This window comes from Streptomyces sp. NBC_01476 (assembly GCF_036227265.1).
Lineage (GTDB): Bacteria > Actinomycetota > Actinomycetes > Streptomycetales > Streptomycetaceae > Actinacidiphila.
Genome location: NZ_CP109446.1, coordinates 576,205 through 596,288, shown reverse-complemented (window position 1 = coordinate 596,288; position 20,084 = coordinate 576,205). Strand labels below are relative to the sequence as shown.

Here is a 20,084-nt window from a genome sequence, read left to right as displayed (position 1 = left end):
TGCCGGTGGGGGTTGCTCGCGCCCCTTGGGGGTCAGTGGTGCCATTCGTCGGCGAGGAGGGTGAGGGAACGGACGCGGTCCTGGTGGTCGTGGGTGATCGTGGTGACGAGCAACTCGTCCGCGCCGGTGGCCTGTTGAAGGACCCGCAGCTTCGCGGCGACGGTCTGCGGCGAACCCGTGAACTGGGTACGGATGCGGTCGTCGACCAACCCGCGCTCCACGTCGGTCCACTCGTGCGCCGCGGCCTCCTCCGGGGTCGGGAAGGGGATCGCGCCCCGCCCGGAGCGGATGCTGTGCACCCACAGCCCGTAGGGCGACGCGAGGTGCCGCGCGGTGGCGTCGTCCTCGGCCACCACGACATCCGCGGAGACCAGCACATGCGGCCGGTCCAGCACGTCGGAGGGGACGAACGCCTTGCGGTACGCCTCGACCGCCTCCAGGACCGCGGCCGGACTGACGTGGTAATTCGCCCCGAACGGCAGCCCGAGCGCACCCGCGGCCTGCGCGCTGGCCCCGGCGCTGCTGCCCAGGATCCACAGCTGCAGATCGGCTCCCTCGCCGGGCAGCGCGTGCGCCTCCAGACCCTCCGGGGTGCGGTAGTCACCGCGGATCAGCGCCTGGATCTGGTCCACCTGGTCGCGGTACTCCGGCAGGTCGGCGCCGGGGAACTGCACCAGCTGGATGTACCGGGTGAGCAGCGGCGAACCGATCAGCGAGCTGATGTCGAACGGCGCCGGTATCAGCAGCCCCTCCGGCGTCCACCGGTCGGCCACCTGCCGGGGCTTCGGCGGTGGCGGCGGGGCGGCGCCGGCCGCCCCGGGCTTGCGGAAACCCGACCGGCCGAGCCCCAGGTCGATCCGGCCGGGGAAGAGCGCGTCCAGCAGGCCGAACTCCTCCACCACCGACAGCGGGGTGCGGTGCCCGAGCTGCACCGCGCCCGCCCCGACCCTGATCCGCTCGGTGGCCGCCGCGACCAGCTGGATCAGCAGCGCGGGCGAGATGCCCGCGACTCCGGTGGCCAGATGGTGCTCGGCCAGCCAGTAGCGGGCATAGCCGGCTTCCTCCGCCCGCCGGGCCAGGTCGACGGTGTTGCGCACTGCCTGCGCCGGCGTGCTGCCCGACGGGATCGGCGACAGATCGAGAACCGACAGGGGTACGGCGGAGGAGTCCGGGGACGGGTGGCTCATGCGCGGCCGCCTTCCTGGGTCGTGGCGAGTGCCGGGCCGGGCGGTTCCGGCGCGGCGGCGGGCAGGGTCAGGACGCGGTTGCCCGGCGTACCGCGTCACCGGGGTGCGGGGTGCGCAGTCCCAGGTGGTCGCGGAGCGTCGTACCGGCGTAGTCGTGCCGGAAGACGCCGCGCTCCTGGAGCAGCGGTACGACCGTGTCGGCGAACTCGTCCAGGCCGCCGGGGGTGACATGCGGGACGAGGATGAAGCCGTCGGCCGCCCCGGCCTGCACAAAGGAGTTGATCGTCCCGGCCACCGTCCGCGGTGACCCGATGAACGTCTGGCGGGCGCTGGTCTTGATGATCAGATCGCGGATGGAGAGTTTCTCGGCCGCCGCCAGCTCCCGCCACTCCCGGGCGGTGGCCAGCGGGTCGCGGACGCTGCGTACGCTGGCCCGGCCCCGCGCCACCGTGTGCTCGCCCGGGTCGGGATCGATCTGCGGCAGCGGGCCCTCCGGGTCGTACGCCGACAGGTCCCGGTTCCAGACCTGTTCCAGCAGCTTGATCGCGGTCTGGCCGCTGACCTGGCTGCGCCGCACCTGATGCGCCTTCTCCTGCGCCTCCGCGTCGGTGTCGCCGAGGACGAACGTGGCGGCCGGCAGGATGAGCACTTCGTCGGGGGTGCGCCCGTACCGCTCCAGCCGGCCCTTGACGTCGCGGTAGAACGCCTGTCCGGCCTCCAGTTCCGCGTACCGGCTGAAGATCGCGTCGGCGGACGAGGCGGCGAACTCCCGGCCCTCGTCGGAGTCGCCGGCCTGGAAGATCACCGGCCTGCCCTGCGGGCTGCGCGGGACGTTGAACCGGCCGGCGATGTCGAAGTGCTCGTCCTTGTGCCGGAAGGCGCCGGCCGCCGGGTCGGTGAGGAAACGGCCGGACTCCTTGTCCGCGACGATCTCGTCACCGCGCCAGGAGTCGAAGAGCTCACCCCCGGTCTCCAGGAACCGCTGGGCCCGGGTGTAGCGGTCGCTCTGGGCGAGGAAGCCGCCGCGCCGGAAGTTCTCACCGGTGAAGGCGTCCCAGGAGGTGACGACGTTCCAGGCGGCGCGGCCGGCCGACAGGTGGTCCAGGGAGGCGAACTGGCGGGCCACCTCGTAGGGCTCGTTGAAGGTGGAGTTGATGGTGCCGGTCAGCCCGATCCGTTCGGTGACGGCGGCGAGTGCGGCGAGCACGGTGAAGGTGTCGGGGCGGCCGACCACGTCCAGGTCGTAGATCTCGCCGCCCTGTTCCCGCAGCCGCAGGCCCTCGGCGAGGAAGAGGAAGTCGAACTTGGCACGCTCCGCGGTCCGGGCGAAGTGGGCGAAGGAGCTGAACTCGATGTGGCTGCCCGCCGCCGGGTCGCTCCACACGGTGGTGTTGTTGACACCGGGGAAGTGCGCGGCGAGATGGATCTGACGGGGCTCGGGTGTGCTCATGGCGGTTGCGGTCCCTCCGGCTCATGCACTGGTGGTGGCGTGGCGGTTGGCGGGGCGCGGCGGTCCTTGCAGGCCGCGCGGCGTCGCGGGCGGGGCGGCCGGTTCGGCTGACGCCGGGAGTCGCCTTTCTCGGTCGGCCCGGAGCCGTACGCGACCGCGGGCCGACGGCCCCATGGCGGTGGGGCGGGCGGTGGTGTCAGCCCGGAAGGGAACCCGGGAGCACCCGGAGTGCGGTCGCGTCGCGGGGGAGGCGGATCAGCGGCGACACAGTGCCGCGGCGACGCGCAGCAGATCGATGTGCCGGCGCCCGTAGAGCCGGACCGGCGGCCCGCCGGGCGCCAGGGTGCGTACGGCGGCGAGGTGGAAGAGGGGGCGCGGAGCGCGGCGGCGGACCGGTGCGCCGGTACGGCGGGACACGCGCACTGCGGTCACCCCCTGTCCGTATCGGACGGTCCACTGGCCTGCGACGTTAACCCCCGGTCTGCGGCGGGCGCAATCCCCGTCCGATGGGCGGTATCTCATGGCTTCTCCCACCTCGCCGCGGGCGGGTTCAGTCCCTGGTGCGCGCGTCCTGCGGGACGGTCAGGAAGTGGAAGACGACCGCGGCGCGCTGGGTGAAGCCGATCGACTCGTAGAGCCGGATGGCGCCGGTGTTCACCGCGGCGGCGTGCAGGAAGGGCGTGTCGCCGCGGTCGGTGATGCCGACGGCGACGTGCCGGACCAACCGGGTGGCGAGTCCCTGGCCCCGGTACCGGTCGTCGGTGCAGACCGCGCTGATCTCGGTCCAGCCGGGCGGGCGCAGCCGCTCACCGGCCATCGCGACCAGGTGCCCGTCCCGGCGGATGCCCCAGTACGCCCCCAGTTCGATGGTGCGCGGCAGGAAGGGGCCCGGCTTGGTGCGCTCCACCAGGTCCAGCATCTCGGGGACGTCCGCCGGACCGAGCCGGACCGCCTCCGGGTCGGTCGCGGGGCGCAGCCCGGTCCCGACCAGCTGGACGCCCTGTCCGGACTGGCCGGTGGCCCAGCCCTCGGGCAGCGTCGGCACCCCGGCGAGCGCGAAGGAGTTCCCCGGTCCGACGAGGGTCGCCAGGTCGGCCCAGCCCGCCGGGTCCCGGTGGTCGGCGATGGCCACGAACGGGGCCACGTCCGTGGGGTAGCGGGCGGCGGACCCGACGATCTCGGCCAGCGGCCGGTGCGCTCCGGTCAGCGTGGCCCAGGCCGGGTTGTCCAGGACGGCCGCGCTGTCCTCCGGCACCTGCTCGTACGGGGACTGAAGACTGGTCGACATCGGCGCCGGTCACTCCGTTCGGGTACGGCACAGCGTCGGTCGCCGCGCACCAAAGGTACGAACCCGGCGACCGGGCCGCTCATTCCGTACCGTCTCAGGGGATGGACAGCACGTCAGCCGGTCCGGCGGCGCGAGGCGGTCTTCTTGGCGGACGTGGCGGATTTGGCGGGCGCCTTCTTCGCGGCGGCCTTCTTCCCCGCGCTCTTCTTCGACCCCGTGGATGACCCGGATGACCCGGATGACCCGGTCGACGACCCCTTCGACGACCCCGTGCCGGAGCCGGCGGATCCGGAGCCGGCCGATCCGGTGTCGTCCCGCGTGCCGGTGGTCTTCTTCGTGGCCGCCTTCTTCGCGGGGGCCTTCTTCCGGCCGGTGGGCTTGAGTTGGTGCACAGTGGCTTCCTGCGCGTTGTCACCCCCGCGGGCCTGGTCCACGGACGCCTGGAGCGCCGCCATCAGATCGACGACCTTGCCGCCACCGCCCTCCTCGCCGGCCGTCGGGGGCTGCACGCCTTCGAGTTTGGCGCTGACCAGGGCCTCCACCGCCTGTGCGTACTCGTCGTGGTACTGGCCGAGATCCGCCTCGCCGAGCGCCTCGATCAGGGTGTCGGCCAGCCGCAGTTCGTTGTCGGTGATCTTGACGTTGCTCCGGGGGGCGGCCTCGGCGGGGGAGTTCAGCTCGTCCGGCCAGCGCAGAGTCTGCAGTACGAGGACGTCGTCCCGGGCCTGTACCAGCGCCAGATGCTCGGAGTTGCGCATCGCGAACTTGCCGACCGCCGCCTTCCCCGACCGGGCCAGCGCCTCGCGCATCAGGACGTACGGTTTGTCGGCCGCGGGGGTGGCGGGCGCCAGGAAGTACGGGGTGTCGAGCTGGAGCGAGTCGACTGCCGCCCTGTCCAGGAAGCCGTTGATCTCGATGGTCTTGGCGGTCGGCAGCGGCAGCGCCTTGAGGTCGGCGTCGGTGATCTCGACCAGCTGGTCCGGCGTCTCGTAGGCGCGCCCGATGTCGGAGGCGGAGAGCACTTCCTCGTCGAGTTCGCAGGTCTTCTGGTAGCGGACACGGCCCTGGTCGGCCAGGTGGATCTGCCGGAAGCTGATCTTGTGGCTTGACACCGCGGCCCCGAGCTTCACCGGGATCGAGACCAGGCCGAAGGCCAGGTTCCCGGACCAGACGCTGCGCATGGCGTGTCCTTTATGTATGGCTATGGGATCTTTATCGTATGCCGATCACCGAGATCGAGGGCCGCCGGATCACCCTCAGCCACCTCGACCGGGTGCTCTGGCCCGGTACCGGCACCACCAAGGGCGAACTGCTCCACTACTACGCGAGCGTCGCGGACACCCTGCTGCCTTACGTCCGCGGCCGGGCGGCGAGCTTCGTACGCACTCCCGACGGGGTGGAGGGCCAGCGCTTCTTCCAGAAACGGCCGCCCGCCGGTACGCCCGACTGGGTGACCGTCGCCGAGACCGTCCGCCACAACGGTGAGCTGATGGACCAGGTGCAGGTGAACGACCTGGCCACCTTGATGTGGGCGGCCAACCTCGGCTGCGTGGAGATCCACATCCACCAGTGGCCGGCCGGTGCGCCCGAGCGCGCCGACCGGCTGGTACTGGACCTGGACCCCGGCGAGGGCCGCACCGTGATCGACTGCTGCCGGGTCGCGCTGCTGCTGCGGGACCGGCTCGCCGAGGACGGCATCGAGGCATGGGCCAAGACCAGCGGCGCCAAGGGCATGCACCTGCTCGCCGCGGTCAAGGGCGCGACGCCGAAGTCCACCAGCGCCTACGCCCGGCACATCGCGCAGGAGCTCCAGACCGGCCACCGCGACCTCGTGGTGGCGACCATGGCGAAGGCCGACCGGACCGGCCGGGTGTTCATCGACTGGTCGCAGAACGCCGCGCGCAAGACGACCGCTGCGCCCTACACCGTACGGGCGCAGCGGGTGCCTGGGGTCTCCGCGCCGCTGTCCTGGGCGGAAGTGGCCGCCGCGGGCGATCCGCGCGAGCTGGCGCTGACCATCAAGGACGTGCCGGGGCGCATCGCCGACCAGGGAGATCCGCTCGCCGCACTGCTCGACCCGGGCCGCGCGGCGCGCCTGCCGGACTGAGCCCGCCCGGCACGCTGCCGGTCACGGCTCGCTGCCCGTCAGGGACCGCTGTCCGTCACGGCGCCCGCTGCCTGTCAGGGCCCGCTGTCTGTCACGGCGCTCGCTGCCTGCCGGCGCGTCAGCGGGGCTCCCCCTTCCAGCGCCACGCCGTCCGCCGCGGGCGGCCCGGCAGCGCCGGCCGCCCGGTCGCCCACAGCAGGGCGGGCCACGGTTCGGCGTCCGCCGGGGCGTCGGGGAAGAGCCGGTGCACGGTCCGCGCGCACCGGGCGGCCGGCGGCTCGAAGGGCGGCAGGCCGAGGCCGAGCGCGAGATCGTGGGTGTGCACCAGGGTCTCCACCACGCCACCTCGATCGGGTACGAGGAGAACTGACCCGCGTCCGGACCCGGCTTCGTCCTCGCCGCCCCGCGCATTCTGACCCGATTCGCGCGCCGCGTCCAGGTTGAGGGTTCGGCGACTGCTCGGCAGTGGTACGTTATCAATCAACCACTAATGCAGGAGTCAATGTGACAGTCAAGGAAGACAACGCAGACCGCCGTGCCGCTGCCCAGCACACCGTGGCCGAGCACCTGCGCCTCACCGCCGCTGGGCACACCGAGGAGTGGGTGCGGCTCTTCGCCCCCGACGCGGTCCTGGAGTTTCCGTTCGCGCCGGCCGGCGTGCCCCGGCGGGTAGCGGGGCGGGACGCCCTGCTCGCGCACATGAAGAACTTTCCCGAGACCTTTGACGTGGAGTTCGTCGGCCTGGAGTTCCACGAGACGGTCGATCCGAGCCTCGTGATCGCCGAATTCCGCTCGACGGGCACCGCCCTGCCGACCGGCAAGCCGTACGAGCAGACGTGCGTATCCGTCGTCCGGACCGATGACGACGCGCGCATCACCCACTACCTGGACTACTGGAACCCGCTGGTGGCCATCGAGGCGCTCACCCCCGACGACGTGCCGTCCGACACCGACCACAGCGTGACGTTTGGCGGCTGAGGGGAGCCGTGTTTCACTGACGCCCATGCCTGCCGCCGGTACGAGCACGAAGAGCGACGAGCGACGCCGGGCCATCATGGCCGCCGCCGTCGACTGCTTCGCGCAAAAGGGGTTCTACGGTACGACGACGCACGAGATCGCCGAGCGGGTCGGCATCTCACAGCCGTATCTCTACCGCCTGTACCCCAACAAGCAGGCGCTGTTCGCGGCGGCGGTCGACCATGTGTCCGTGGTCATGGCCGAAAGCCTGGTCCCACCCGAGCCCGCGCCCGGGGCCGGTGGGGCCGGGCCGACGGGCGAAGCGGCGTTGGACGCGGCGCGCCGCGCCTACGCCGCGCTCGTCGCGGACCGGGCGATCCTGCGTTTCCTCATGCACGCCAACTGCGCCGCCGGCGAGCCGCTGGTGGCGCAGGCCGTGCGCCGCTGCTACGCCAAGCAGGTCGACACCGTACGGCAGCTGCTGGGCGACGACGCCGCCGTGCGGCACTGGTTCGGCGCCGGAATGCTCGACAACGTGGTCGCCGTCCTGGGCCTCGCCGACATCGACGAGCCATGGGCACACGTCCTCACCGCCCGATGACCCCGGCACCGACCAGACGATCACGCTCGGCGCCACCCAACGGACTTCCGGCGGCACCGACGACCGTCACCGCCAAGACGTTCGCCTGTCCCCCACTCGCCCCCCACCGGCCCCGCCGGCTTCTCCCAGGGCCGCCGCCGACCGGATGGTGGTGTTGGGGTACTTCGCTGGTGGCGGTTGGTCCCGGCGTGGTGGGCGCCTGGTCATGGTGTCCGTCGCGCAGGGTCGATGTGCTGCTCGCGGCGTGCGGTGAGCCGTGCCGGCGTGGTGATGGCGTCGGCACGAATGAGGTGGTGACGGATGCCAGGCCTCACCGGTGGGCCTGACGGGCCGACCCGCCGCGGGCGACGCCGGCTCCGTACGGTCGGTGACGGGCATGGAGTAAACGCGTCGCCTCCCGTGTTTCTCCCCCTGGTGGTTCGACGATGACGACGAGGTGGGCCGCGGTCCACCGCAGGGAGGGGTGGGAGCCGGTGAGTCTTCGTCAGTATGAGTACGCCCTGGCCGTTGCCGAGGAGGGCTCGGTGACGGCGGCGGCGGAGGTGCTGCACGTCGCTCAACCGTCGGTGTCCCAGCAGATCCGCGGTCTGGAGCGGGAACTCGGCGTGGAACTGTTCGCCCGTACGCCGACCGGGCTGGTGCCCACCGTGGTCGGCCGCGCGTTCCTGCGGGAGGCGGAGGTCGCGGTGAGGGCGGCGCGGCGGGCGAGGGCGACGGCGCGGGCCGGTGCCGATGACCTGGTGGGTGAGCTGGTGGTCTCGGCGCAGATGGGTTTTGGCACGCGGCAGCTGCCGGGCGCGCTGGGTGCGCTGCGGCGCCGCTTCCGGCGGCTGGAGGTCAGCGTCTTCGAGGAGCCGAGCTCCGCCGAGCTGGATCGGCTGTGCCGCCGTGGCGTGCTGGACCTGGCCCTGATGGCGGCGTGCGAGCGGAGCCCCGCCGACGCCCATCACCTCGGCGACGAGGAGTTCGTCGTGGTGCTGGGCGCCGGGCATCGTCAACTGGCCGCGGACCGGGTCGAGTTGCGCGAGCTGGAGGGGGAGCCGTGGGTGAGGTTCGACCGCGACAGCGCGCTCGACGGTGTGCTGCTGGACGTGCTGCGGGACAACGGTCTGACCCCGACCACGGCTGCCCGTGTGTCACAGACGGCGACGGCCGTACGCTGGGCCGCCCACGGCCTGGGGGTGACGCTCGTCCCGGCCTCCGCGGTGCCTCACGGGTACGAGCACCTCGTTCGTCCGGTGTTCCCGGTCGTGTCCCAGCCCGTCATCGCCGTTGTCCGACAGGGCGCGGGCCCGGCGGAGACGGCCCTGCTCGAATTCCTGCGACAGGAAACCTGGTCCGATTCCGCTTCCTTCTCGCCGATTTCCTGACAGCCGGAGAAGGAAGCGGGCGCCGCTGAATTCCTTCGCCGAAACCGGCGTTTCGGAATGCCGGCTTCAGCGCATGGGGAATTCTCCGCCGTCCACGATGAGATTCCGCCCGGTCAGCCAGCTCGCCCGGTCGGACACGAGGAACAGCACCGCGTGGGCGATGTCCTCGGGCCGGCCATCGCGCCCCAGCGGCGTGCTGTCGCCGGCGTTGATCTCAGCCGGCGCCGCGTCCACGCGCGCGGATACCTCCGCCCACTGCTCCCGCGTCGCTACGCCGCCGGGGGTGGCGGTTCTGCCGGGGGCCACGGTGTTGACGCGGATTCCGGACGGGGCCAGCTCCAGGGCAAGTCCCCGGCTGTAGTTCTCCAGCGCCGCCTTCGCCGTGGTGTAGTGCAGGAACGGTCCTATCGGGGTGAGGACCGCGGCTGACGAGACATGCACGATCGTTCCCGAACGCCGTTCCCGCATCCCCGGTACGAGCAGCGAGTCGAGCCGCACCGACGCCAGGAAGTTCAGGTCCAGCGCGTTCTGCCACTCCTCGTCGGGGATGGCCAGGGCGCCTTCGTGAGGTCGCGCCCCACCCGCGTTGTGGACCAGGATGTCCACCGCGCCGAGCACTTCCTGCGCGGCCGCGGCGAGCCTCTCCGCTCCGGCCCGCGTCCGCACGTCGGCCGCCACGAAGGTGGCCCCTTCCGGCACCGTGCTCGTCGCCGACCTGGCGGTCGTGAGCACCTCGGCGCCCGCGTCCAGGAGTTGGCGTACGACGGCAGCCCCGATTCCGCGAGAACCGCCCGTGACAAGAGCCCGCTTTCCCTCGAGTTCCTGCGTTCCCGATCCGTTCTCGAATGTGGTCATGCCACCGGTCCTCTCGATTGCGTGTTTTTCCGCTCGACGGAAGGAGGATCGACGGTAAGCAGAGCGCGAATCTTCGGAGGAATCGCCGTGGAGCTCCCCGTCGAGCTGTTTCACGGTACGTTCGGAAAAGAACGGGAGGCAAAGACGAAATGTCAGCAGGTGCCATAGCGAATGCCTATGGCATCCCGGCCCCGTACGCCCCCGGCGTGCCGGCCTCGCCTCATTCCTACTGATGAGGTCGTGCGCGGAGTCCGTCGAGGATGAGGGCGAGCATGCGGGGTGAGCGGTCGTCCGGCCCGGGGGCGGCCCGCCAGAGCGCGCCGGAGAGTTGAAGGAAGTCGCCGGCGTCGGCGTCCTCCCGGATGCTTCCGTCCTGCTTGCCGACGTCGAGAATCGCGTTGATCGCGGCGACGACGGGCCCGTAGGACTGTTCGTTGATCGACTGGTACGCGTTGGGGCTGAGCGCGTCGCCGAGCCCGTGCTTCCTGCGCATGACCGCGACAAGCCCGCTTGTCCAGTGGCGGAGCGCTTCCAGCGGCGGCTTCTCCGCCAGCAGTGCCGGCGCGCTGTCGACGATGCGCGCGACCTCGTCCTGGTACACGGCGAGAACCAGTGACTCCCGCGTCGGGAAGTTGCGATAGAGGGTGCCGGCGCCGACTCCGGCGCGCTGGGCGACCTGGTTCATCGACGTGGCGCCGTCCTCGGTGAACGCCTCGCGGGCGGCGGCGAGGATGCGCGCCCGGTTCTCGCGGGCGTCGGAGCGAACCATGGGGAGCCTCACGTTTGCTATGCGGAGAGCTCTCCACTAATGTATCTGGAGAGATCTCCACATACTTTAGAGGAGCACCATGCAGTACATCAAACTCGGCACGACCGGCCTGGACGTGTCACCGATCGCGATCGGCGCGATGACCTACGGCCAGCCGGATCGCGGTCATCCGGTCTGGTCGAAGGGCGAGGACGAGGCGCGCCCGCTGATCAGGCACGCCCTCGATGCCGGGATCAACTTCTTCGACACGGCGAACCTGTACTCGAACGGTTCCAGCGAAGAGATCCTGGGACGCGCGTTGCAGGACTTCGCGGACCGCGACGCCGTGGTGATCGCCACCAAGCTGCGGCACCCGATGCGCCTGGGACCCAACGGCCGGGGTCTGTCGCGGAAAGCGGTCATGACCGAAGTCGACCACTCGCTGCGCAGGCTCGGGACCGACTACATCGACCTCTACCAGATTCACCGCAACGACCACACGACCCCGTGGGAGGAGACCCTCGAAGCCCTCAGCGACCTCGTCAAGGCCGGCAAGGTGCGCTACCTCGGCGCGTCGTCCATGCACGCCTGGGAGTTCGCCAAGGCGCTGCACCTGCAGAAGCAGAACGGCTGGGCACGGTTCGTGTCGATGCAGGACCACTACAACCTGCTCGCCCGCGAGGAGGAGCGCGAGATGATCCCGCTCGCCCTGGACGAGGGCGTCGGCACGATCATCTGGAGCCCGCTGGCCCGCGGCCGCCTCGCTCGGGCGTGGGACGACGCGAAGTCGACCGTCCGTTCAGGGACGGACGGTGCCTACGCCGACATGCTCTACTCGCCGGAGCAGGAGGCCTCGAACCACGCCATCATCGACGCGGTCGGCCAGGTCGCGGACGGCCACGGCGTGAGCCGCGCGCAGATCGCGCTCGCCTGGCTGCGCCGTCAGCCGGTCGTCACGGCCCCGCTGGTGGGAGCCGGCTCGGTCCACCAGATCGACGACGCCGTGGCTTCGCTGGACGTCGAGCTCACCGACGACGAGGCGCACGCACTGGAGGCGCCCTACACGCCGCGGTACGACTGGCAGGGCGTCTCCGACGAAGCCGAACTGGAGGCCATCCGCAGGCGCGTCCCCGGAATGGCACTGTCGTGAACACGTTCGCCCGTCCCGGTGCGGCCGGCCGCGCGGGCCCGTCCTCGGACCGGACGATCCCCCCTCGCTGCGCGTCGTCCGCAGCACGCTCACCGGGGAGGTTCCGGCCTGCCCGCCGATCGGGTCCAGCGGGATCGACGTTCGCGACGTCGCCGGCCTGCGTCTGCGGGCCATGACCGACCCGGCCGCCGGCGGCGCTCACGTGCGGTCCGGCTGAGCGGGCGCAGGCGCCCGTCGTCTACCGGGTCTTCGCCCGGGCTCGCAGCTGTTCTGCCAGGCGTTCCAGTTCGGCCGCCATCGCGGGGGAGGTGTCGCTGAGTCCGCTGTGTACGGCTGTCGAGCTGCGCAGGAAGCGCCGCAGTACGGCCACGAGCAGCCCTTCCGGGAGGGTCCGCAACGCGGTGAACCCGCGGGGGACCGGTGGCGTCGGCAGGGCGGCCAGGTTCTGCCGTACGAGGTGGAGCATGCCGCGGACGGCGTCCGGATCACCGGCCAGCGCCACCGGGCCGCCCGCCGCGTGCACCGCCTGCCCGAGGGGTACTTCGAACGCGGCGTGCGTCCGGAGCCAGGCATCCATCCGCGGCTCGGCCCTGGCGTTGATCCCGGTGGTGCGGAACGCCTCCACGATCCGTTCCAGTCGCGGGGTGGTGCGGCCGTCGGGTTCACCGATCGGCATCGCGACCCGGCGGGTCATGAAGCCGGTCGCGCGGTGGCGGACCACGTCGCCGTCCATCGTCCCGCCGGCGGCGGGGAAGCCGAGCAGCACCCGCTCGTGACCGATCACCGCCCCCAGCGGCTGCGCGCCGGCCGCCCAGTTGTGCAGGAACAGCACGTCGTCTTCGAGACCGGCGAGTGACTCCAGCACCGCGTCCACCTGATGGGTGCGGACGAAGACGGCGATCAGGTCGTAGCCGCCGGCCGGATGCTCGACCACCGGCACCGGTACCCGCCGGACGGCCGGGCTGTTCTCCTCGGCGAGCTGCACGCCGTGCCGGCGCAGGGCGGCCAGGCGCTCGCCTCGGGCGAGGAGTGAGACGTCGTGCCCTGCCTCGTACAGGCGGGCGGAGAACAGGCTGCCGAGGACTCCGGCGCCGTACACGAGCAGTTTCATGGGCAACCCTCTGTCGCACGTTCGGTAGGTTCATCCGGCTTGTTCGAGAGATGTGCGGCCGCCTGGCGCCACCCGGGCATCTGCACCGCGGTCGCCCGCCGCGTGATCGCCGGGTGACCGAGCCCGTCAACGCGCGCACTGCGCCGTGCTCGACCGGCCGACCGACCGCTCGCGCGGCGCGGCCGACGCCCGCGCCGGTGATCGCGCCGGACAAAGACCTAGCTGTCGCTGTGATCGATGAAGCTGAGTGCCGGCCGGATGATCGTCCGGAACAGCTCCTGTCGGGACACCGCGTTGTCCTCCCGGCCGCCGATCAGGGGGGAGAAGGCGAGGTCAGCCAGGATCAGGTGGGCCAGCCGCTGGAACAGGGGCGTGTCGCGGACGATCTCGCCGCGGTCGGCGGCGGCCTCGAAAACGGCGGCCAGTTCGTTCACGACCGGCACGATGATCTCCGTGCGCAGCGCGATGGCGAACTCGGGGTCGGTCGACGCCGTGTGCAGCAGCATGAACCCCATGCGCAGGTCGCGGGCCGGCAGACGATCGGCACGGGCCATCTGCGCGAACACCTCGTCGAGTGAGGCCGCCGCGGCGTAGTCGGGCAGGGCCGGACGCTGATGGGTGAGAGCGGCCATGACCAGGCTGGATTTGTTGCCGCCCCAGTGCCGGTACAGCGTCGCCTTGCTCGTTCGGGCACGGGCCGCCACCGCATCGAAGGTGAGCCGTTCGTAGCCGGATTCCAGCAGCAGCGCACGTACGGCCGCGAACAGCTCGGCGAGACGCTCGGGCGACATGCGGAATCGGGGCGTGGAGTCCGTCGGCATGCCGCAACGGTACGAGAAAGTTTCGTACAGTTCAACCGCGGCGACCGTGCCTGAGCTGAGAGCCAGGACTCGCTCAGCGGTCCGCCCGGGTCACCCGGGCCCCCGGACAAGCACCCGGGCCGCCCCGCGGCAGCGCTCCGCGGGCCGGACCCCGGAATACGGCCCGCCGACCCCGGTGCGCGCATCGTCAAGACCGCGTCAACGTCGCCGTCGCGGGCGCAAGGGAAGCGTCAACAAGCGTCGATACCCCGCCGAGCAGGCGGTTTCCTACAGGAGCCGGGACTTCCGGCAACCCATCTGCCTGCTGTTTCGACAATCCGGGGATCCGCCCATGTCCGATTTCGTTTTCATCGTTGTGACGATCGCGGTCTTCGCCGTGCTCGCCTTCGTGGCCAAGGGGGCCGAGAAGCTGTGAGCGCGGAGAACATCGTCGGACTCATCGTGGCCTGCTGTCTGCTCGGCTACCTCGTGCTGGCCCTGATCCACCCGGAGAAGTTCTAGTGAACGACACTCTCGCGGGCTGGCTCCAGATTCTCGCCCTGCTCGGGGCGCTGGCGCTCTCCTATCGTCCGCTGGGCGACTACATGGCCCGTATCCTCACCACCGCCCGCCATCTGGCGGTCGAGCGGGGCATCTACAAACTGGCCGGTGTCGACGGTGACGCCGACCAGCGCTGGCCGGTTTACCTGCGCAGCGTGCTGGCCTTCTCGGTGGTCTCGGTCCTGTTCCTGTACGGCTTCCAGCGGCTGCAGAACCACCTGCTGCTGTCGCTCGGCTTCCCGCCGGTCAAGGCGGACCAGGCGTTCAACACCGCGGCCTCCTTCGTCACCAACACCAACTGGCAGTCGTACTCCGGCGAAGTCACCATGGGCCACCTGGTCCAGATGACGGGCCTCGCGGTGCAGAACTTCGTCTCCGCGGCCGTCGGCATCGCCGTCGTGGCCGCGCTGATCCGGGGCTTCACCCGCAGGCGCACCGACCGGGTGGGCAACTTCTGGGTGGACCTGACCCGGATCACCGTCCGGCTGCTGCTGCCGCTCGCGTTCGTCTTCGCGATCGTGCTGGTCGCGGTCGGCGTGGTGCAGAACTTCCACGGCATCCACGAGATCACCACGCTGCTCGGCGACAAGCAGTCCATCACCGGCGGCCCGGTCGCCTCGCAGGAAGCCATCAAGGAACTCGGCACCAACGGCGGCGGCTTCTACAACGCCAACTCCGCCCACCCGTTCGAGAACCCGACCGGCTTCAGCAACCTGCTGGAGATCTACCTGCTGCTGGTCATCTCCTTCTCGCTGCCGCGCACCTTCGGCACGATGGTCGGCGACCGCCGCCAGGGCTACGCGATCCTGGCTGTCATGGGCCTGATCTGGGCCGCTTCGGTCGCCCTGATCACCGTCAACGAACTGCACAGCTACAGCAGCACCGCCGGCCACGCGGCCGGCGGCATGCTGGAGGGCAAGGAACAGCGGTTCGGCATCTGGGCCTCGGCCCTCTTCGCCGCGTCCACCACGCTGACCTCGACCGGCGCCGTCAACTCCTTCCACGATTCGTTCTCGCCGGGCGGCGGCGGGATGACGATCTTCAACATGATGCTCGGTGAGGTCGCGCCCGGCGGTACCGGTTCTGGGCTCTACGGCATCCTGATCCTGGCCGTCATCACGGTCTTCGTGGCCGGTCTGATGGTCGGCAGGACCCCGGAGTACCTGGGCAAGAAGCTCGGTGCCCGGGAGATGAAGTTCGCCTCGCTCTACATCCTGGCCACCCCGGCCGTGGTGCTGATCGGCACCGGCGCCGCGATGGCGCTGCCCGGCGAACGGGCCGCGATGCTCAACTCCGGCCCGCACGGCTTCTCCGAAGTGCTCTACGCCTTCACCTCGGCGGCCAACAACAACGGCTCGGCGTTCGCCGGTATCGGTGTCAACACCACCTGGTACAACACCGCGCTGGGCCTGGCGATGCTCTTCGGCCGCTTCCTGCCGATGATCTTCGTGCTGGCGCTGGCCGGCTCGCTCGCCAAGCAGCAGCCCGTCCCGGTCACCACGGGCACCCTGCCTACCCACCGACCACAGTTCGTCGGCATGCTCAGCGCCGTGATCGTCGTGGTCGTCGGCCTCACCTACTTCCCCGCACTCTCGCTGGGTCCGCTCGCGGAAGGTCTGCACTGATGTCCCTGACCACTGACCGGCCCCCGGTCCCGGCCGGCGGCGGTACCGCCTCACAGGGCCCGCACCGGGTCTCCGGCGGGCTGCTCGATCCGAAGATGGTGCTGCGGTCCTTCCCGGACGCGGTGCGGAAGCTCGACCCGCGGGTGATGGCCAAGAACCCGGTGATGTTCGTCGTCGAGGCCGGGGCCGTCCTGACCACGGTGTTCGCGATCAAGGACCCGAGCGTCTTCGCCTGGGTGATCACCGTCTGGCTCTGGCTCACCGTGGTCTTCGCCAATTTGGCGGAGGCCGTCGCCGAGGGCCGCGGCAAGGCGCAGGCCGAGACCCTGCGCCGTACCAAGACCGAGACCGTCGCCCGCCGGCTGGTCGACTGGCGGCCCGGCGCGGCCCACCCGCGCGAGGAGTCGGCGCCCGCCGCCGAACTGCGGCTCGGCGACCACGTGGTGGTCGAGGCCGGGCAGACCGTGCCCGGTGACGGCGATGTCGTCGAAGGCATCGCCTCGGTGGACGAGTCGGCGATCACCGGCGAGTCCGCGCCGGTGATCCGCGAGTCCGGCGGCGACCGCAGCGCGGTCACCGGCGGCACCCGGGTGCTCTCCGACCGGATCGTGGTGCGGATCACCTCCAGGCCCGGCGAGACCTTCATCGACCGGATGATCGCCCTGGTCGAGGGCGCCTCCCGGCAGAAGACCCCCAACGAGATCGCGCTGAACATCCTGCTCGCCTCGCTGACCATCGTCTTCCTGCTGGCCGTCGTCACCCTCCAGCCGATGGCGATCTACGCGGGCGCCGAGCAGTCCATCGTGGTCCTGGTGTCCCTGGTGGTCGCGCTGATCCCGACCACCATCGGCGCGCTGCTCTCCGCGATCGGCATCGCCGGTATGGACCGGCTGGTGCAGCGGAACGTCCTCGCCATGTCCGGCCGGGCCGTCGAGGCGGCCGGCGACGTCAACACCCTGCTGCTGGACAAGACCGGCACCATCACCCTCGGCAACCGGCAGGCCGCCGAGTTCCTCCCGGTCGGCGAGGTCCCGGTCGGCGAACTGGCCGACGCCGCGCAGTTGTCGTCGCTGTCCGACGAGACCCCCGAGGGCCGGTCCATCGTGGTGCTCGCCAAGGAGCGGTACGGCCTGCGCGGTCGCGCCGAGGGCGAACTCGGCAGCGCCTCGTTCGTGCCCTTCACCGCGCAGACCCGGATGAGCGGCGTCGACCTCGTCGAGGACGGCGACCAGCGCCTCCTGCGCAAGGGCGCCGCCACCTCGGTGATGCACTGGATCCGGGAGAACGGCGGTCACCCGACCGACGAGGTCGGCCCGATGGTCGACGGCATCGCCTCCAGTGGCGGCACACCGCTGGTGGTCGGGGAGGTCGTCGTCCGTGACGGCCGGACCAGCGCCACCGTGCTCGGCGTGATCAACCTCAAGGACGTGGTCAAGGAGGGGATGCGGGAGCGGTTCGACGAACTGCGCCGGATGGGTATCCGCACGGTGATGATCACCGGTGACAACCCGATGACCGCCAAGGCGATCGCGGACGAGGCGGGGGTGGACGACTTCCTCGCCGAGGCCACGCCCGAGGACAAGATGGCGCTCATCAAGCGCGAGCAGGCCGGCGGCAAGCTGGTCGCGATGACCGGTGACGGTACCAACGACGCCCCGGCGCTGGCCCAGGCGGACGTGGGCGTGGCCATGAACACCGGCACCTCGGCCGCCAAGGAGGCCGGGAACATGGTGGACCTGGACTCCAACCCCACCAAGCTGATCGAGATCGTGGAGATCGGCAAGCAACTCCTCATCACTCGGGGCGCGCTCACCACCTTCTCGATCGCCAACGACATCGCGAAGTACTTCGCGATCATCCCCGCGATGTTCACCGTGGCCTACCCGGGCCTGGACACGCTCAACATCATGAAGCTGCACAGCCCGACGTCGGCGATCGCCTCCGCGATCATCTTCAACGCGCTGATCATCGTGGTGCTGATCCCGCTGGCCCTGCGCGGTGTGCGCTACCGGCCGTCCTCGGCGGCGAAACTGCTCAACCGCAACATCTGGGTGTACGGCATCGGCGGCCTGGTGCTGCCGTTCGCCGGCATCAAGATCATCGACCTGATCGTCCAGTTCATCCCCGGACTGAGCTGACCGCGGACACCGAGAACGTAGGTGCGTGACATGAACAACCTCCCCACCGCGGTCCGCCGGCACCTGTCGGCGCTGCGCATGCTGATCCTGATGACGATCGTCTGCGGGCTGATCTACCCGCTGGCCGTCACCGGGGTGGCCCAGGCCGCCTTCAGTGACAAGGCCGACGGGTCGCTGATCAAGCAGAACGGCCGGGTCGTCGGATCCAGCGAAATCGGCCAGAACTTCAACCTGCCGAAGAAGGACCCGGACAACGCCGACGAGGCCGCCCGGCCGGACCCGAAGTTCTTCCAGCCGCGACCGTCCGCCGGGTCGTACGACCCGCTGGCCTCCGGTGCCTCCAACCTCGGGCCCAACGACCCGGATCTGGTCAAGACGATCCAGCAGCGCCGGCACGACGTCGCCGCCTTCGACGGGGTGGACCCCGCCACGGTGCCGCCGGACGCGCTCACCGCCTCCGGATCCGGCCTGGACCCGGACATCTCCCCGGCCTACGCCTACGAGCAGGTCAACCGGGTCGCGGCGGCCCGCGGCCTGTCCGCGGACGCGGTGCACCGACTGGTCGCCGCGCATGTGGACGGCCGCAGCCTCGGCTTCCTCGGCGAGAGCCACGTCAATGTCCTGGAGCTGAACAAGGATCTGTCGAAGCTCTCCTGACCGGCGGTCCGGCGCGGCGGGCGGGGTCCGGGTCCACGGCGGACCCGGACCCCGCCGCCACCGACTCGCCAACCGCGATCGGTATCGAGTTCGAGGCGGCGAGCCGGACGTGCCCCGACAGGTCGTCGGCGGGCGTCGGCGCCGGTCAGCAGCCCGGCCAGATGGTCACGCGTCATGGGGTTCCTTCCGCAACGCCGTGACCGGGCGTCACTTCGACGGTGCGAAGACCCGCTGGGCGGCGATCGCCGCACCTCCGCGGGCCCACTCCTCGAACGGCAGCGGCCGGACCACCAGATCGCAGTCCGCGGCGGCACCGAACGCGTGATCGGCGAAGGTCTGCCGGATCTGGTCGGCGAACAGGTCGTACGAGGCGACCCCCTCGCCGGAGATGATGATCCGCTCCGGCCCGATGAGATTGGCCACCGAGGCCATCGCCAGCCCGAGCGTGTGACCGGCCCGGGCGAAGACCGCCCGGACCGCGGGGTCACCGGCGTGCGCCAGCCGTACCGCCTGGTCCATCGTCAGCTCGTCGTCGCCGGTGGCCTGCCGGGCCTGCTCGGTGATGGCGTGCGTCGAGGCGACGGCCTCCACGCAGCCGGTGTTGCCGCAGGTGCAGATACGGTCGGTGCCGCCGACCGGCAGGTGGCCGACCTCGCCCGACACCCCGTGTGCCCCGGACACCACCCGCCCGCCGATGGAGAGCCCGCAGCCGATGCCGGCCCCCACGGTGACCAGGGCGAACGACGACAGTCCGACCCCGGCGCCGAACCACTGCTCGGCCACGGTCAGGGCGCGTACATCGTTCTCGATCACGGTCGGCGTGCCGGTGGCGGTCTCCACCAGCTGGGCCAGCGGCACCCGCCGCCAGTTGAGGAAGGGGGAGTACTGCACGGTGCCGGTGTGTCCGTCGACATCGCCGGAGATGGTGACGCCGATGCTGTGCACGTCGTCCTCGTGCCGGCCGCCCTCGTGCTGCAGGTCCCCGTGCCTGCCGTCCCCGTCCCCGCCGCCCGCCTGTCCGCCGCCTTCCTGGCCGGCCCGCTCGAAGCCGGCCGCCTTGCGCAGCTGGGTGACCAGCCGGGCGATGGCCAGCACCACGGTGCCGACGTCGCGGGAGCCGAGGCGCGCCCGCCGCGCCGCCAGCGGCTGGGCGGTCAGGTCCACCAGCACGCCGATCAGCTCGTCCGCGGTGACCTTGACACCGATGAAGCGGGCGCGTTCCGCCCGCACCGCGATCAGGGTGGCCGGCCGGCCGTTGGCCCGCTCCACGGTGGGGCGGCCGAGTTCGGTGATCCAGCCGTCGGCCAGCAGCGGAGTGGCCACCTTCGTGACCGCGCCCGGTGACAGTCCGGTCCGCCGTCCCGCCTCGGCCCGGGTGAGCGGACCGTGGGCGAGCAGGGTCTGGAAGACCAGAGCAGCGGCGGGCGGCTGATCGGCGAGCGTCATGCCTGGACCATACATTTCCAGGGGAAAGTAAGG

Annotated in this window: 19 protein-coding genes and 1 pseudogene; 9 read left to right on the top strand and 11 right to left on the bottom strand. The window is 71.1% G+C overall.

Annotation, left to right across the window (positions count from 1 at the left end):
• Positions 1-32 precede the first annotated feature (32 nt).
• From OG552_RS02605 to ku, 5 genes are all read right to left on the bottom strand, one after another.
• Complete coding sequence (locus OG552_RS02605) at positions 33-1,187, bottom strand: LLM class flavin-dependent oxidoreductase (protein WP_329129209.1); 1,155 nt, start codon at positions 1,185-1,187, stop codon at positions 33-35.
• A gap of 67 nt (positions 1,188-1,254) precedes the next feature.
• The gene (locus OG552_RS02600; protein ID WP_329129207.1) at positions 1,255-2,637 is read right to left on the bottom strand and encodes an NtaA/DmoA family FMN-dependent monooxygenase; all 1,383 of its coding nucleotides are present in this window, start codon (positions 2,635-2,637) and stop codon (positions 1,255-1,257) included.
• 255 nt (positions 2,638-2,892) lie between these two features.
• On the bottom strand, positions 2,893-3,069 hold the full coding sequence (locus tag OG552_RS02595) for a putative leader peptide (protein ID WP_329129206.1): 177 nt from the start codon (positions 3,067-3,069) through the stop codon (positions 2,893-2,895).
• A 118-nt stretch (positions 3,070-3,187) separates the two neighbouring features.
• Positions 3,188-3,925, bottom strand: coding sequence for a GNAT family N-acetyltransferase (locus OG552_RS02590; RefSeq protein ID WP_329129204.1), 738 nt, complete (start codon positions 3,923-3,925; stop codon positions 3,188-3,190).
• A 113-nt stretch (positions 3,926-4,038) separates the two neighbouring features.
• Positions 4,039-5,106 carry a non-homologous end joining protein Ku gene (gene ku, locus OG552_RS02585; RefSeq protein ID WP_329129202.1) on the bottom strand — a complete coding sequence of 356 codons (1,068 nt, stop codon included), beginning with the start codon at positions 5,104-5,106 and terminating at the stop codon, positions 4,039-4,041.
• A gap of 38 nt (positions 5,107-5,144) precedes the next feature.
• Between ku and ligD the strand changes: the two genes are divergently transcribed.
• A complete protein-coding gene (gene ligD / locus OG552_RS02580; protein ID WP_329129201.1) occupies positions 5,145-6,032 on the top strand; it encodes a non-homologous end-joining DNA ligase in 888 nt (295 codons plus the stop codon).
• 118 nt (positions 6,033-6,150) lie between these two features.
• On the opposite strand, the pseudogene OG552_RS02575 reads toward ligD, so the two are convergent.
• Positions 6,151-6,375 (bottom strand): annotated as a pseudogene (locus OG552_RS02575) (hypothetical protein); the annotation flags it as partial.
• Between the two features lie 161 nt (positions 6,376-6,536).
• On the opposite strand from OG552_RS02575, the gene OG552_RS02570 reads away from it, so the two are divergent.
• The 3 genes from OG552_RS02570 to OG552_RS02560 all read left to right on the top strand — a co-directional run bounded on the left by OG552_RS02570 (position 6,537) and on the right by OG552_RS02560 (position 8,960).
• Entirely contained in the window at positions 6,537-7,010 is a 474-nt protein-coding gene (locus OG552_RS02570; RefSeq protein WP_329129199.1) for a nuclear transport factor 2 family protein, read from the top strand.
• Positions 7,011-7,035: 25 nt separating this feature from the next.
• Positions 7,036-7,590 carry a TetR/AcrR family transcriptional regulator gene (locus OG552_RS02565; protein ID WP_329129198.1) on the top strand — a complete coding sequence of 185 codons (555 nt, stop codon included), beginning with the start codon at positions 7,036-7,038 and terminating at the stop codon, positions 7,588-7,590.
• Between the two features lie 473 nt (positions 7,591-8,063).
• Positions 8,064-8,960 carry a LysR family transcriptional regulator gene (locus OG552_RS02560; protein WP_329129196.1) on the top strand — a complete coding sequence of 299 codons (897 nt, stop codon included), beginning with the start codon at positions 8,064-8,066 and terminating at the stop codon, positions 8,958-8,960.
• A gap of 66 nt (positions 8,961-9,026) precedes the next feature.
• Here OG552_RS02560 and OG552_RS02555 read toward each other — a convergent pair whose 3' ends face one another.
• Positions 9,027-9,815: an SDR family oxidoreductase gene (locus tag OG552_RS02555; RefSeq protein WP_329129195.1), complete on the bottom strand. Its 789-nt coding sequence runs from the start codon at positions 9,813-9,815 to the stop codon at positions 9,027-9,029.
• Between the two features lie 226 nt (positions 9,816-10,041).
• Positions 10,042-10,584 carry a TetR/AcrR family transcriptional regulator gene (locus OG552_RS02550; protein WP_329129193.1) on the bottom strand — a complete coding sequence of 181 codons (543 nt, stop codon included), beginning with the start codon at positions 10,582-10,584 and terminating at the stop codon, positions 10,042-10,044.
• Between the two features lie 79 nt (positions 10,585-10,663).
• Here OG552_RS02550 and OG552_RS02545 point away from each other — a divergent pair, with 79 nt between their 5' ends.
• Positions 10,664-11,713, top strand: coding sequence for an aldo/keto reductase (locus OG552_RS02545; protein ID WP_329129192.1), 1,050 nt, complete (start codon positions 10,664-10,666; stop codon positions 11,711-11,713).
• A 238-nt stretch (positions 11,714-11,951) separates the two neighbouring features.
• On the opposite strand, the gene OG552_RS02540 is transcribed toward OG552_RS02545, so the two are convergent.
• Both OG552_RS02540 and OG552_RS02535 read right to left on the bottom strand, forming a co-directional pair.
• The gene (locus OG552_RS02540) at positions 11,952-12,824 is read right to left on the bottom strand and encodes a ketopantoate reductase family protein (RefSeq protein ID WP_329129191.1); all 873 of its coding nucleotides are present in this window, start codon (positions 12,822-12,824) and stop codon (positions 11,952-11,954) included.
• 218 nt (positions 12,825-13,042) lie between these two features.
• Complete coding sequence (locus OG552_RS02535; protein ID WP_329129189.1) at positions 13,043-13,645, bottom strand: TetR/AcrR family transcriptional regulator; 603 nt, start codon at positions 13,643-13,645, stop codon at positions 13,043-13,045.
• A gap of 411 nt (positions 13,646-14,056) precedes the next feature.
• Between OG552_RS02535 and kdpF the strand changes: the two genes are divergently transcribed.
• From kdpF to kdpC, 4 genes are read left to right on the top strand one after another with little or no spacing between them, the layout of a single operon-like run.
• Positions 14,057-14,146, top strand: coding sequence for a K(+)-transporting ATPase subunit F (gene kdpF, locus OG552_RS02530; RefSeq protein WP_329129187.1), 90 nt, complete (start codon positions 14,057-14,059; stop codon positions 14,144-14,146).
• A complete protein-coding gene (gene kdpA / locus OG552_RS02525; protein ID WP_329129186.1) occupies positions 14,146-15,810 on the top strand; it encodes a potassium-transporting ATPase subunit KdpA in 1,665 nt (554 codons plus the stop codon). The genes kdpF and kdpA overlap by 1 nt, the downstream gene beginning before the upstream one ends.
• On the top strand, positions 15,810-17,948 hold the full coding sequence (gene kdpB / locus OG552_RS02520; protein ID WP_329129185.1) for a potassium-transporting ATPase subunit KdpB: 2,139 nt from the start codon (positions 15,810-15,812) through the stop codon (positions 17,946-17,948). Before kdpA ends, kdpB begins: the two co-directional genes overlap by 1 nt.
• Before the next feature lie 30 nt (positions 17,949-17,978).
• On the top strand, positions 17,979-18,605 hold the full coding sequence (gene kdpC / locus OG552_RS02515; protein ID WP_329129184.1) for a potassium-transporting ATPase subunit KdpC: 627 nt from the start codon (positions 17,979-17,981) through the stop codon (positions 18,603-18,605).
• A gap of 207 nt (positions 18,606-18,812) precedes the next feature.
• On the opposite strand, the gene OG552_RS02510 is transcribed toward kdpC, so the two are convergent.
• Positions 18,813-20,051 carry an ROK family transcriptional regulator gene (locus OG552_RS02510; protein ID WP_329129182.1) on the bottom strand — a complete coding sequence of 413 codons (1,239 nt, stop codon included), beginning with the start codon at positions 20,049-20,051 and terminating at the stop codon, positions 18,813-18,815.
• Positions 20,052-20,084: the final 33 nt, after the last annotated feature.

What these genes read in the sequence shown, in the direction of transcription:
- OG552_RS02605 (WP_329129209.1), bottom strand. Translation starts at nt 1,187, where the DNA reads ATGAGCCACCCGTCCCCGGACTCCTCCGCCGTACCCCTGTCGGTTCTC.
- OG552_RS02600 (WP_329129207.1), bottom strand. Translation starts at nt 2,637, where the DNA reads ATGAGCACACCCGAGCCCCGTCAGATCCATCTCGCCGCGCACTTCCCC.
- OG552_RS02590 (WP_329129204.1), bottom strand. Translation starts at nt 3,925, where the DNA reads ATGTCGACCAGTCTTCAGTCCCCGTACGAGCAGGTGCCGGAGGACAGC.
- ku (WP_329129202.1), bottom strand. Translation starts at nt 5,106, where the DNA reads ATGCGCAGCGTCTGGTCCGGGAACCTGGCCTTCGGCCTGGTCTCGATC.
- ligD (WP_329129201.1), top strand. Translation starts at nt 5,145, where the DNA reads ATGCCGATCACCGAGATCGAGGGCCGCCGGATCACCCTCAGCCACCTC.
- OG552_RS02565 (WP_329129198.1), top strand. Translation starts at nt 7,036, where the DNA reads ATGCCTGCCGCCGGTACGAGCACGAAGAGCGACGAGCGACGCCGGGCC.
- OG552_RS02555 (WP_329129195.1), bottom strand. Translation starts at nt 9,815, where the DNA reads ATGACCACATTCGAGAACGGATCGGGAACGCAGGAACTCGAGGGAAAG.
- OG552_RS02550 (WP_329129193.1), bottom strand. Translation starts at nt 10,584, where the DNA reads ATGGTTCGCTCCGACGCCCGCGAGAACCGGGCGCGCATCCTCGCCGCC.
- OG552_RS02545 (WP_329129192.1), top strand. Translation starts at nt 10,664, where the DNA reads ATGCAGTACATCAAACTCGGCACGACCGGCCTGGACGTGTCACCGATC.
- OG552_RS02540 (WP_329129191.1), bottom strand. Translation starts at nt 12,824, where the DNA reads ATGAAACTGCTCGTGTACGGCGCCGGAGTCCTCGGCAGCCTGTTCTCC.
- OG552_RS02535 (WP_329129189.1), bottom strand. Translation starts at nt 13,645, where the DNA reads ATGCCGACGGACTCCACGCCCCGATTCCGCATGTCGCCCGAGCGTCTC.
- kdpB (WP_329129185.1), top strand. Translation starts at nt 15,810, where the DNA reads ATGTCCCTGACCACTGACCGGCCCCCGGTCCCGGCCGGCGGCGGTACC.
- kdpC (WP_329129184.1), top strand. Translation starts at nt 17,979, where the DNA reads ATGAACAACCTCCCCACCGCGGTCCGCCGGCACCTGTCGGCGCTGCGC.
- OG552_RS02510 (WP_329129182.1), bottom strand. Translation starts at nt 20,051, where the DNA reads ATGACGCTCGCCGATCAGCCGCCCGCCGCTGCTCTGGTCTTCCAGACC.